Consider the following 12,491-nt stretch of genomic DNA (forward strand, 5'->3'; position numbering starts at 1 on the left):
GGGAGCCACACACCCCCTCGTGGGGGGGGGCTCACTGGGGGTGTGTCGGTGTCACATATTGTATTAATAAAAAAAAACACCTCGGGGTGTTGGTCTGTCCCCCAAAACCCGCGAAAACCGTCGGACCTTGGAGGGCCGGTACTCCAATGCCGGACGTGCACCCCGCGTTCATCAATCGACCGTTTACCGAACACCCGCTCCGGGCGCCGCCGAACACCCGAACTTCCGCCCCTCAAGCCCACCCCGTAGTGACCACTTCCTACCGGCGGGTTACTTGTTCCCCGGTGTCTGGGCTAGGACTTCGGGGCCGGGTGGTCAGGTATCGGTCCTGGGAGGGGTCGCCGGAGGCTCCTCCTGTTCCTGCCAGCTGGAGGGGGCCGGCAGGTCCGTGGGGAAGTCGAAGTCGATCAGGTGGCTGCGGGAGTCGTGCAGGGCGAGGCCGGCCCGTAGGTCGATGGTGGTGGTGGTCTTGTCCTCGCCCCCGCGGGTGACCGGGACGACGACGTCGGGGAACGCCGTCGTGGCGGGTTCCGTCGGTGCGAGCCAGGCCTGTACCCGCCGGGCCAGGCCCGGGACAGTGCTCGTCTCGGCGCACAGTTCGTCGTCCGCGAGGTGCTGCCAGCCGCCGGCCGTGCTGGCGGCGCAGGTGACGACCTGCGCGAGGTGGTGGGCGACGGGGGTGTAGCTGCCCGCCAACTCGGTCCAGCAGGACAGCCCCTCGTACAGCTCTTCCACGCTGGCGGGGTCCCACCGGGTGGGGTCGTCCGCGAGGTCGGGGCCCAGGCCTCGGATGAGGGATCGCATTTCGCGGGTCTGCCGCAGGTCCTGCGGTGCGGCGTACAGGGTGGTCGGCGTGGCCCCGCCCAGGTTGCGCGCCTCGTCCTGGTGCTCGGTGTCGAGGCGGTGCAGCGCCACCAGCAGGGAGGCCACCGCCCGGCGCCCGGCCCTCTCCAACGCGTCGACGATCTGCTCGACGCTCCCGACATCGGGTTCCACCACCGGGTCGAGCGGGCCGCGGGCACCGGCCAGGACGTCGTACTCCTGGTCCTCGAAGCCGCCCTCCACAGCGTCGGGGTCCACCGCGTAGCGGCCGTCGCCGAGGTGGTGCCAGCCCTGGCCGTGGGCGTCGATCAGCCGCTGCGGGAACCCTCCGTCGTAGGTGGTGAAGGAGCCGTTCGGGTCGGGGAGCAGGGAGGGGTGGACGTCGTTACGCACCCGCGCGTGGACGGGGAGGCGCTCCATCAGCCCCTGGGCCATGCCGGGCCGGGTCGGGACCCACTGCACCCAGCATCCGGCCTGCGGGATGAGGGCGCGCCGGGTGAGCTCGGCGCGGATCGAGCGGTGGGCGTCGTCGATCATCAGCTCGGGGTCGTCCCAGGGGCGGCGCACCCCGAGGGCGACGAGCCAGGTGAGGGTGACGTGGCCGGGCGGGGCCGGCTCGTCATGGGACAGCGGCATCGTGATGTGCACCGGCAACGGCCCGTAGACGTCCGCGGTGGCGCGGTACCAGTGGCCGTCGCGGACCAGGAACCGGCAGGCGGCCTGTACCGCCTGGGCGGCCTCGCGCGGGCCGTTGCGCCAGCCGTCCGGTTCCTGGTCCGCGACGGCGGTCAGCAGGAACGGGACCGTGACGGCCTCGTGCCGGCGGCCGTAGGGGTCGTCGGCCGGGCGGATACCGGCGGGCGGGAGGAAGGGGTTGCCGTAGGTCGTCCACTCGGGGCCCGCGTACCGGCCCGGCGCCGGCTCCCAGGCCGCCGGGGTGGGGGCGGTGGAGTTCGGGAGGAGGTCGGTGTAGCGCTCGGTGGCGCCGGCGGCGCCGGCGGCCTGCTTCTCGCGGGCGCGGCGGGCGCCGTAGCTGCGGTTCTTCTTCGGGGACATGGTGCTCTCGATCCTGGCGGGCCTGCCCACGCGCTCCCCGCCTGGTACCAGGGCACACCACAGGAGACACGGGCGTCCAGGAACCAAGGCCCCTGATGACCCCTTCGTCGTCGGCGCCCGGCGTCCCTGGCGTGGGCGGGGATCGGGCAGCGACTCGGCAGTGCGTGTCCAGCCACGGCCAGGCTACCCCAACGGTCGAGGCCTACAGGCGGGTTCGACCCGGAGTCCGAGCGGCAGTTCGCCGCGGTGCGCAACTCCGTCGACAACCCCGACCGGCGCCCGGCTTCGGTCCGGCCGTGGTCTGCGTCAGCCGTAGGATGACGGTCGGCGGGCGCACGCCCGCAGGATCGGGAAAGGGGCCGAGCGTGGGGACCAGCACCGAACGGGCCGCGGCCCAACCACCGACGAGGACGTGAGCCGGTGGCCAGCCGCAGCACCGCGATCCGCTCCTTCGTCCACCAGATGGCCAAGACCTACGACTGTGCCATGGACACGGACTACTACGACCACCGCCGCCGGTGGGAGATCCGCTGGCACGACGGGCCGACCGAGGCCACCGTGCGCGCCGCCGTCGCGCGCCAGTTGCCCCAGCACCAGGAGGTCATCGCCCTGTGCCGCGACCTCTCCGAAGAGGCGATCGTCCTCGGGGCGATCCGGTGCTACATCACCGGCGAAGTCCACCAGTGGAACGACCTGCGCTACGCCGCGCAGCGTTCGCTGGAGGACGTCGCACACCCGCTGCGCACCGCGACCGCGCGGGAGAGCGCGATGGTGGAACGGGTACTGGAGGAGTCGGCGCAGGAAACCCGGTGGGGCCGGGACCGGGACGCCTCCTACGCGCTGGCGCTGCTGAAGGAGCGGCGGGGGATCGGCTGGCTCCTCACCCCGCCTGTCCCTGCCCAGGACGGGCGTCAGCCGGAGGCTGACGCCCCCGTGCCGGCCGCCCTGGAGCTGTCCCCGGTGGAGTTGCTGACCGCCCGCTACGCCCTCGGCGAGCAGGGTGCGGCGTGGCGGGAGCGCGCCGCGGCGATGCCGGCGGCCCAGGCCTTCGACGCGGCTCTGGCCGACGAGGAGATCGACAAGGAGACGGCGCTCGCCGCGCTTCGGCTCGTGGCCGAGCGGCAGGCCGCCCTGGACGCGGCGACCGTCCTGCTGATCGGCAGGGCCCGCGCCGCCGGCGGTTCCTGGAGCGACGTCGGCCGGGCGCTGGGCGGGATCACCAAGCAGTCCGCCGCGAAGAAGTACCAGGTGCTCACCGACTCGACCAGGGCTGCGTCAGCCAACGGCTGACGCTCCGGCGGCCCGGGGATGCCCGCGGCGTACTCAGCCCGCACCCGTTCCCGACCGCAGCGTCAGCCTGCGGCTGACGGCCTTGCGCCGTGACGGTCCGCGTCCCGCTCGCCCCCCGGTTGCGGAGCATGCTCGCTCATCCGGGTGACATCCGGACGACCGGCTGGCGGGAGCGCCGGGCCGTGTGACGTACTGGGCCGGGGTGAGTGCTCGCGCGGCCGCGCGCGAGGCGGGATGGCCCGGGACGAGGGGGAGACAGCGGTGCCCAGGAGGACGGCCCTTGCCGCCGCGACGCTTGCCCTGCTGACCACGGCCGCCCTGCCGGCCGGCGCCGTCCCCGGCGAACCCTCGCCTCTGGTGGGCCGGGAGCTGCTGCAGCGTCAGGAGGTCCTTGACCGGCTCGCGGACGAGATCACCGCAGCGGCGCCGGAGAACCAGCGGGCGAGCATCCCGGGCTACGCGGGCCTGACCGTGGACCCCGAGCGGGGGCGGCTGACCGTGTACTGGCACGGCACCGTCCCCGAGCGCGTCGCCCGCCTGGTCGCGCACCCCCCGGCCGGGATCAGCGCGCGGGTCCGGTCGGCGCCGTACGCGCTGGCCCGGTTGCGGGCGGCGCGGGACCGGCTCGTCGCGGCGGCCGCCGTGGGTGAGCCGGGCACGGAGTGGACCTCGGTGGCTCCGGCGCCTGACGGCACCGGACTGTCCGTCACCTACGCCCCCGCGGCGGGGGCGGCCGCCGTGCGGACGCCGGGCGGCACCGCCGAGCGGGACCGGGTCGCGGCCCGGGCCGCCGAACTCGCCGAGCTGCCCGTGGCCGCCGTGCCGGCGGTCACTCCGCAGGCCACCGTGACCCGGCATAGCGACGCCAGCCCCTGGAGCGCCGCCGCCGAGCTCACCACCCCGAAGAACGGGTTCTGCAGTTCCGGGTTCGGAGGCTGGCGCGGCAAGACCGCCGTACTGCTGACCGCCGCGCACTGCGGGACCTCCGGCACCTACAAGACCGGCACCGGGAACACGATCGGGAAGGCCTCGGACTCCGACAGCGGCCTGGACACCACCGTCATCACCCTGGACCACGGCACGCCCTCCGGGCAGTTCTTCTACGGCGCGTGGAACAACGGCCAGGGCGAACGCCGACGCGCGGTGGGCGCCGGCCGAAACAACGTCGGAGACCTCGTCTGCTCCAGCGGCGCGATGACGGGCGCGCACTGCGCGCTGAAGGTGACCCAGACCGACTACGCGACCTCCATCGACGGGGTGTGGCGCACCGACCTGGACAACGCGGCCCGCACCGACGACCACACCATCACCGTTGCCCAGGGCGACAGCGGCGGGGTGGTCGTCGCCAGCATCAGCGGGGGTGACGACATGCAGGCCAGGGGGATCATCAGCGCGGGCGGCGGCCACACCGTCGCCTGCAAGTGGGGCACCGACACCGCGGCGAGCAACGTCACCTGTTTCGACACCGTCGTGTTCGTCCCGATCGGCCCGATCGTGACCAAGTTCGGCCTCTCCCTCGCCTGAACACCCCACCTGGAAAGGAACACGACGTGAACGCGCTCACCGGCCGGCTGACGGCCACCCTCGGCGTGCTGGCCGTCGCCTGCGGCGCGGCCGCGGCCGTCCCCGCCCCGCTGCCCCACGGCCAGGCCCTGGCCGATCTGCACCGGGCCGTCTACCGGGCCGGGCTCGGCCCGCAGACCTGGCGCGTCGCCACCGTCGGCCAGGAGCCCGGCGCAGACACCCTGACGGTCGGCGTCATCGGCGACCTGGACGACGCTCGCCGGGCCCTCGACGCGCGCTTCCCCCACCAGACCAGGGTCGTGCACGGGCAGAGCGTCGTGTCGGCCGTGTGGGAACCGGGCCACGACTACCCCCTGGAAGGCACTCTCAGGGACCTCAAAGCGCCGGGCTTCCAGGTCTTCGAGACCGGCGCCGAGGGCGGCCGCACCACGGTCGGCGTCGTCGGCGACCTCGCCGCGGCCAGCGCCTACCTGGACGCTCACTACCCGGGCCGCACCACCGTCCACGGCAACGCCCCGCGCTGACCCTTCGTCACGCCGTCGGTTCTGGTGCGTAACCGGCAAACTTCGCGGGGGGTCCGTCGGGCGGCTCCAGGGTTTGGTCCGGCCGGTGTCTGCGTCAGCCGTAGGCTGACGGGGGGTGGTGGCATCCGAGACAGCGGAGTGGCGCTGTCCCTGGGGGACGACAGCAGCACCGAAGGAGTTACACCGCGGCGGCGCCCGATAGGGTTCTGGCGAGAAAGTCGGATGCTGCCTCTCGGCGAGGGGAGGCGGCATCCACTTTCGTATGCGCGCGTGGACTTGAGTGGTATCTCGTGCTATCTCGTTGCCTAGAGTGCCGCTATGCTGTTATCCGTACCTGTAGAGGTATGGGCTAGCGCGCCGAGCCCGAGTCCCGCCGATCCTGCCCGCGACGGGCGGCACAGCGGTCAAGGTGGTAGGAGTCGAAGAGCTCCCGCACCGCGCGATGTTGAACGTCCGTCAGGTCCACCCACTGCCTTGCGCTGATGCTGCGCGCGGGCCCGGGTCGCGGGACCGAGCACCGCGCCGAGAGGCATCACGTGCCCAAGAACAAGCGCTCCAAGAAGCAGGCCGCCCGCGCGAAGCAGCGGGCCACCGGAGCCCCGTACACGGCCGCCGCGGGCGGCTCCCGGCACCAGCATCCGGCCCCCGACTTCGGCGTGATGGACTCCCGCCTGTACGGGGTCACCCGACAGGTGAACCTCGCGCCGGCGGCCGCGCTGGTCGGCGCCGCCCGCGCCGGGTGCCGGCCGTGCCAGGACTCCGCGATCCCGGCCCTGGTGGCCGGCGACCGGCTCGTGGTGGCGAACCTGGCCGGGCTCCCGTTCAGCCTGTTGCCCTCGCCCGGCCTGATGGCGCCCGCCTCGGTGCGGGTGTGGACGGTCGGCCGCCAGATGCTGGCGGCCGGTTTGGATGGTCCGGCCCCGGCCGCGTCGATGCTCGCCGTGCTGGAGGAGCTGAGCCCCGCCGAGGTGCGCGACGTGGTCGAGGACGCCCTCGACCTGTGGGCCGCGCTCGACGCCGCCCCGGGCGAGCCCGCCGCCGCGGCCGCGCCGCCCACGGGGGACGGTCCGCAACAGGACGCGGAGGACGACCTGCCGGAGGCCACCGAGACGCCCGAGAACCCGTTCACCGGCGAGGGGATGATGTTCCTGACCGTCGAGCAACTGGCCGACGGGATCCCGCTGCCGATGCTCGTGCAGTCCGCGTTGGCCGCCACCGTGGACGACCAGATCACCGAGCACGCCCACGACCTCTTCGAGGCCCTGGCCGAGCGCGGCCCGGCCGCCGGACGCGAAGCCGCGCTCCTCCTGGCCCAGTACATGCTCTCCACCGGGTACTACGGCACCGGCACGGAGGCGGCCGTCCGCTACTACCGCCAGCAGCCGCCGCCGATGATGCAGGCCCCGGCGTTGACCACCCTGCACCTGCTGGTGTCCGCGTTCATCGCCAACGGCCGCCCCGGCGCCGAACGGATCCTGAGCGACGACCTGACCGCCGCCGAACTCGACGGCGTCGTGCGCTTCCTGTTCTGCATCGCCGCCGGCATGTCCGGCTTCCCCCGCAACCGCCAGCAGGCCCTGACCGAGGAGCTGTGCGCCGATGTCCGCTGACCAGACCACCACCCCGGCCATGCAGACCAGCACCGACCCTGCCGACACCGCCCACCTGCGCGCCGGCAAGCGCATCACCCTGGAGGAGATCACCCTCCACCTGTCCGGCGCCGCGGTGCTGCTCGGCCAGCTCGCCCACGCCGCCGAGACCCCCGAACAGCCCGTCGAACTGGCCGACCTGATCGAGCAGCTCCGCCACCAGGCCGCCGACCTCACCACCATGGCCACCCTGGCGCAGCGCCTGACCGCGATCACGGCCGGGGATGTCCCGCTCGCCGCGACGATGCCCGACGGCGCGCCCTGGGGCGCAGCCGCCCGGGGCGAGGAGCGCCGGGAGTCCTACGGCGGGCCGGCCGTCGTTCCGACGATGCGCCAGCTTGAGTTGCTTGCCGACAGGGTTGCTCCCCGCGATCCCTCGGCGCCGGCCTGGCGGCGGGAGCGTTTCGGCCGGGAAACGGCCACCACGACCTTCGCGGAGGCGATGGTCGGGGTGACGTTCGTGGAGTCGAAGGCGGCCCGGGCGCGGCGCGCGGCCGAGCGGGAGAAGTCCATCCAGGTGGAGCTGATGGTCACTGAGTGCTCGTCGCCGAAGTGCCGGGCCGAGCAAGGTGAGCACTGCCGGACGTCCACCGGCCGGATCAGTGAGCAGCCGCACAAGAGTCGCCTGGACGAGGCGACCGCTACGGTGGATGCCCGGCTCGGCTACGACTTGAACCCGGTGGCGGTGCACGGTGTCTGACTCGATGGTCACCGGCACGATGCGTGTGGAGGTCGAGGTGGGCCGCTACTTGGCGGCCCGGCTGGCCCTGTTCGCTGGCCGTCGGGGGCTCTCCGTGCCCCGGGTGGTGGAGATGCTGCTGGAACTCAGCCACATGGAGGAGGACGGCACGCTGAGGGTGGGCCCGTTCGTGGTCGGGTCGGACTGTGGGGCCGGCCCGGAGTGGGCCCGCGCGGTGTTCGCTTCGTCGGAGGCGGTGGGGGACGACTACGCCGGGGTGGACGGGTACGGCCGTGATGTTCGGGCTCGGGTCGCTCCCGGGCCGGCTGGCCGGGACCGCTACGGCCGGTACGGGCTGCGCGACCGCACCACCGAGACACCCCGCCAGCGACTCCACGACGATGGCGCTGATCTGGTCGAGCTCGAACCCGAGACCGTGCACTCCCACGCCACCACCGTGGCGCCGCGCGGTCCGGGGTGCACCTGCGGCACCGCGCCGTGTGGAGGGTTGGCTCCCGTCCGCGAGGACTGCCCCGAGCACCCGTGGTACGGGCCCCAGTTGTTCTGGCATGCCGCACGTTTCTGCCTGGCCACTGATTAGGGAGCGCTGCGGACGGGTCCGGTGTGTCGTCTGTGCCCGTCACACCGGATCGTCGTAGTAGTCCCCGCCCCACCCCGGTTCCGGCCGCGGGTGCAGGATCTCGTCCACCGTGGCCACGCTCAGGCCGGCTGTGGTGAGCTCACCCGCGCCCCTGCGCCCACCAGCGTCAGCCAACGACTGACAGGCCCGGGGGCACGCCCGCGAACCGCGCGCCGGTCGCCACGACCCGGCGCACACTGGAAGCGTGCCCCTCGAACAGCACCCGAACCCGGCCGAGCACGACCTCCTGGCCGTGATCGAGGCCTGGGCCGGCTCGGGCAGCCTGTCGGCTCCCAACGTCGTCCTCGCCCAGGGCAGATTCTTCAGCCCCGCGCCGTGGCCCCGGCGCGCACCCCGCCGCGGCCTGACCGGGCGCTGTCACCCCAACGCCCTGCGGATCGCACAGCTGACCGGCACCGGCTACGTGGAGGGCTTCGCCTTCCTCGCCGCCGGGGAGACGGCGATGCCGCACGCCTGGTGCTCCGGCCCCGACGGCCTCGTCCTCGATCCGACCTGGCCCGACCACGCCGCCACCGCCTACCTCGGCATCCCGATGGCCATCGCGTTCGTCGAGGTCTTCCAGCAGCGCACCCTCACCAAGACGGCGTTCGTCGGTGTCCTCGACGCCAAGGTGCAGGTCGCCCGCGACGCCCTCAGGATCTTCACCGGTGGCATCCCCGAGCACGGCCTGCTCGACGTCGGCCGTCCCCTGCCCGAGCGGGCGCTCGTCGGCCACCCGTTCGGGCTGGTACCGAGGGCCTGAGGCCGGGAATCGGGGGCGCGGTGAAGGCCACCGCGCCCCCGAAGGGCGGCCCGGACGGTAGCCCTCCAGGGGTCAGCTCCTGCGGCTGCCCGCACTGGCCACTCACATCCGCGCCACGCCCCCGTTCCTACCGGGGGCCGCGGCGTTGCGTCGCGCGCTGGACACGGCCCCCGGGGTGAGGGCCTAGAGGTCCTCCAGTTCCGGGTCGACACCGGTCAGGTCGATGTTCGGCGGCTCCAGGATGGCGATCCGCTCGCCCACCCAGGCGAAGCTGATCCACGTGTCCATCGCCTGGCGCATGGACGCCGAGTAGTTCTCGTCGAGGAGTTCCTGGGCCTCGCACCTGTCCTCCTGGCCGGCCCGCACGCCGGCCTCGATGTCGGCGAGGACGGCGCGCAGGTTCCAGACGCTGGTGACGAGCGGGCCGTCGGCGTAGCGGCGGGGCTGGTGGCGGCGGCGCAGCAGCCGGGCGTCCGCGAGGCGCAGGCCTTCGTCGTGGGCCGTGCGGTCGATCTTCTCGGCGAGTTCGCGGCCGCCCTCGGTGAAGCTCGTCCAGGCCACCACGTCGCCGGTGGGGATGGCGAGGGCGGCCTCGATGCGGCTGTCGGACGGCTGGACCACGTCGAACGCGCGCCACAGCGCGGTGTAGACGGGGATGTTGTGGTCGCGGGCGGTCTGTGCGGCCGCCTCGTACCGGTGCCGGCGGGCGTCCATGTCGGCGATCACGCGGGCGGTGCTGGTGCTGCTGTCGCGCTGCGCGGCGATCGCGGCGTTGGCCTGGGTGTAGTTCTCGCCGGTCTCGGCCATGCGGGCGCGTACGGCGGCCTTGCGGGCGCGGCGGGGGTCGGTCATCGTGGCCGTCCAAGGGGCGCCGCGGTCCGTGGCCCGGGCGCCTGGTCGGCACGACGGGGGAGGGTGTGTCCGCTCGCCGCGTCGCGGGTCCGACCTGGTGTGCCGTCTCTGCCACGGGCCGGACGGCGGTCTGGGGCTGCGATACCCGCAAGAATCCTACCGGATCCTGACGGACCATCATGTCGGAGGCGGGGTCCGGTCGTCAGGTGACCAGGTGCTCGCCGCAGGCGGTGTAGAGGTTGACGTGGGAGTAGAAGCGCACGTCGACGAAGTCGCGCATCAGGGTGTCGTCGCCGCGCCAGTTGTAGGCCGCGCTGATCGCCGCCACGGCGTCGACCAGGGCCGCGCAGGGTTCGGAGAGCCGCCGCCGGGTGCGGCCGGGCCCGATCTCCTCCACGCCGTCGACGGCCCAGTCCAGCGGGACGCCGCGGATCGTGACGTCGATCGCGGAGTTGCCGGTGAATTGCCGGTGCCCCACGGTGATCCGGGTGCCCTTCGGGGCGTCACGGATCGGGCTGCGCGTGGAGGGGACGGCGGACCGGTCGCGGGTGCGGGCCAGGGGCACGCGGGCGGCCTTCAGCTCCTCCTTGATCAGGTTGGCGATCTCCCGGGTGGTCAGGTCCTCGGTGGATACGGCCTTGGCCCCGTAGACGCGCCGGTCGGCGGTGCCCGGACGGACGGCCGCCGGCTCGTCGAGCGTGCCGTACCGGGCCTGCATCCGGTTCAACTGCTCCTGAGCAGAGGCGCGTTCACCGTCGCTGGCGGCCGGGTCGTCGCGCAGGCGCCGGACGGCAGCAGCGCGGGCGGCAACGGAGGGCTGCGAGGGCATCGGCGACCTCTCGGGCGGGGAAATCGGTCGGGCAACGGGGTACCACCCTCATGATGACGGGCGGCTACGACAGCCGGGCCCGGCGCGTGTCGACCGGTGTGCTACCCGGTAGCAAAATGCGTCATCGCAGGTCGGCGGATGACACCTCAGGGAATGCATATCGAAACGATATGCGCATTCGGGCTGAATTTGTTATCGGCCGGATGGTGGCTCTAGGATCAGCATCGGCACTGCATTCAGGACTTCCTGACCCTCCCCCGTGTACGCTCGGACCGCCCGGTCCGAGTGTTCGAAAAATCGGAGGGGAGCAGCGTTCCATGACGGTTCGAACGAGGCCGGGAGATGACGACGAGTCGAACCCCGGTCCGGATGACCAGGGACGCCGCTGGCAGTGGCGCATGATCGCCATTGAGGTCTTGAGGGTGCTGGTGGAGATTTTCCGCCGGTTCTGAGGCCGGGCGCAGCCGGGGGGTACGAGCCCCGGCCGCGCCCTAGGTGATTTCGCCCGCGTAGCGGTTGCCAGCCGTCCGGTGTGCACTCTGAGGGGTGAGACCGGACGGCATCACCATGCTTCCCGACATATTGATGTCGGAAATATTCGACCCAGAAGAAAAATATCTGATCAAAGTTAGTCAGGCTTCGACTCAGATTACTCGCGATTCGGGTAATAATCGCAAGCGATACAGGCGAATAAGTTCTCTCCTTGTTGGTGGCGACAACAAGAAAGCCCTTTCAATGACGTAAGTCTATACTGGGGGCTTCGCGGAAGACAAACCGGAGTAGAACAACCTGAAGACTCAGAAGTTCTGTACTTCTGCGTTAACGGTAGTGACCGTCACTTATGTGACGGTCACTGCGTTCCGTCCCCGCTTTCAGGATCCAAGTCACGGCCTCCCACAGTGCCGACGGCCACCGCTGGGCGTGCGGTCAGGGGCGGCGGGGGTGGGCCTGGAGGTACTGCTGGACGGAGACCGAGGTGACGCCGCCTTCGGGGTGGCCGTCGAGCTGGGCGGTCCGGGCGAGTAGCTGGACGGCGTCGGCGTCGATGCCGAGCATGGCACCGGCCACGCTGTAGGTGACGGACTCCGCGGTGGGGTGGCCCGTGCTGGCCGCGACCGCCCGGCCGAGCGGGGTGGCCCACCAGTCGTCGGGGATGGGGGTGTCGCCGGGGTAGAGGTTGGTGACCAGGTCGAGCACCGCGCCGGCCACCGTGTCGTCGTCCGAGCGCAGTTGAGCGGCGTAGCGCGCCGAGGCCCGGCTGAGGCTGGACCGCACCGCGTCAGCGAGCTCCTGGTCGCCGGTCAGCAACTCCAGTCGCCAGGCCAGGAGTTCGAACTCCTGGTAGATCTGATGGTCCAGCGGGTCGATCTCTACGGGGGCGTCGCTCATCGGGTTCTCCTGCGGCAGGTGCTTCGATGAGACCACCCTAGCGACGCGACCGGCTCGCCGGACGGCCTTCTTCGCTTCCGACCGGCCGGCGCCGGATGAGCTGCGTGGACCTGTGAATCACGTGACACGCTGCTCTTCCTCGCCGTGGCGCTCTACACCCGTTCGGGTACTTCTCGGCGGATCGCGCCCGGGTCGGGCGGGCCGCCGCCCTACGGTCGGGCCCATGACGACGAACACGAACTCGGAGGACGGCCCGCGGCTGCCGGGCGCGGAGCAGGCTGTGATCTGGCTGGTCGCAGTGGTCGCGCTGCCGCTGGCCAGGTGGCTGATGGGCGATCTGGCGCCCGAGCGCGGGTCGCTGACCCGGCGGCTGCGCCGGGTGGCGGATGCGATCGACCAGCTGGAGAAGGAGGAGGAGCGCAAGAAGCGGGAGAGGCGCAAGCGCTGACCCGGGGGCGGTGCGCGGCCGCCAGC

The 12,491-nt window shown here is 72.3% G+C and carries 12 protein-coding genes; 8 read left to right on the forward strand and 4 right to left on the reverse strand.

Annotated features, from left to right (window positions below):
* Window positions 1-315: 315 nt before the first annotated feature.
* Window positions 316-1,878, reverse strand: coding sequence for a hypothetical protein (locus tag ACFV6I_RS13480; protein WP_380425134.1), 1,563 nt, complete (start codon window positions 1,876-1,878; stop codon window positions 316-318).
* A 420-nt stretch (window positions 1,879-2,298) separates the two neighbouring features.
* On the opposite strand from ACFV6I_RS13480, the gene ACFV6I_RS13485 reads away from it, so the two are divergent.
* The 7 genes from ACFV6I_RS13485 to ACFV6I_RS13515 all read left to right on the forward strand — a co-directional run bounded on the left by ACFV6I_RS13485 (window position 2,299) and on the right by ACFV6I_RS13515 (window position 8,947).
* Window positions 2,299-3,168 (forward strand): hypothetical protein, encoded by an 870-nt coding sequence (locus ACFV6I_RS13485; protein ID WP_380425137.1) that lies wholly within the window; start codon window positions 2,299-2,301, stop codon window positions 3,166-3,168.
* Window positions 3,169-3,429: 261 nt separating this feature from the next.
* Entirely contained in the window at window positions 3,430-4,692 is a 1,263-nt protein-coding gene (locus tag ACFV6I_RS13490; protein ID WP_380425140.1) for a hypothetical protein, read from the forward strand.
* Between the two features lie 26 nt (window positions 4,693-4,718).
* Window positions 4,719-5,216: a hypothetical protein gene (locus ACFV6I_RS13495; RefSeq protein ID WP_380425142.1), complete on the forward strand. Its 498-nt coding sequence runs from the start codon at window positions 4,719-4,721 to the stop codon at window positions 5,214-5,216.
* 536 nt (window positions 5,217-5,752) lie between these two features.
* A complete protein-coding gene (locus tag ACFV6I_RS13500) occupies window positions 5,753-6,826 on the forward strand; it encodes a hypothetical protein (RefSeq protein ID WP_380425145.1) in 1,074 nt (357 codons plus the stop codon).
* A complete protein-coding gene (locus tag ACFV6I_RS13505; RefSeq protein ID WP_380425147.1) occupies window positions 6,816-7,565 on the forward strand; it encodes a hypothetical protein in 750 nt (249 codons plus the stop codon). Before ACFV6I_RS13500 ends, ACFV6I_RS13505 begins: the two co-directional genes overlap by 11 nt.
* A 4-nt stretch (window positions 7,566-7,569) precedes the next feature.
* Complete coding sequence (locus ACFV6I_RS13510) at window positions 7,570-8,145, forward strand: hypothetical protein (protein ID WP_380425150.1); 576 nt, start codon at window positions 7,570-7,572, stop codon at window positions 8,143-8,145.
* A 244-nt stretch (window positions 8,146-8,389) separates the two neighbouring features.
* On the forward strand, window positions 8,390-8,947 hold the full coding sequence (locus ACFV6I_RS13515) for a hypothetical protein (protein WP_063353063.1): 558 nt from the start codon (window positions 8,390-8,392) through the stop codon (window positions 8,945-8,947).
* A gap of 183 nt (window positions 8,948-9,130) precedes the next feature.
* Here the strand turns inward: ACFV6I_RS13515 and ACFV6I_RS13520 are convergent, their stop codons facing one another.
* The 3 genes from ACFV6I_RS13520 to ACFV6I_RS13530 all read right to left on the reverse strand — a co-directional run bounded on the left by ACFV6I_RS13520 (window position 9,131) and on the right by ACFV6I_RS13530 (window position 12,017).
* Entirely contained in the window at window positions 9,131-9,799 is a 669-nt protein-coding gene (locus ACFV6I_RS13520) for a hypothetical protein (protein ID WP_063353062.1), read from the reverse strand.
* Between the two features lie 202 nt (window positions 9,800-10,001).
* Window positions 10,002-10,628: a hypothetical protein gene (locus tag ACFV6I_RS13525; RefSeq protein WP_159398761.1), complete on the reverse strand. Its 627-nt coding sequence runs from the start codon at window positions 10,626-10,628 to the stop codon at window positions 10,002-10,004.
* 927 nt (window positions 10,629-11,555) lie between these two features.
* Entirely contained in the window at window positions 11,556-12,017 is a 462-nt protein-coding gene (locus tag ACFV6I_RS13530) for a hypothetical protein (protein WP_380425153.1), read from the reverse strand.
* Between the two features lie 223 nt (window positions 12,018-12,240).
* Here ACFV6I_RS13530 and ACFV6I_RS13535 point away from each other — a divergent pair, with 223 nt between their 5' ends.
* Window positions 12,241-12,465, forward strand: coding sequence for a hypothetical protein (locus ACFV6I_RS13535; protein WP_063353059.1), 225 nt, complete (start codon window positions 12,241-12,243; stop codon window positions 12,463-12,465).
* Window positions 12,466-12,491 lie beyond the last annotated feature (26 nt).

This window comes from Kitasatospora sp. NPDC059803, assembly GCF_042732255.1.
Lineage (GTDB): Bacteria > Actinomycetota > Actinomycetes > Streptomycetales > Streptomycetaceae > Kitasatospora.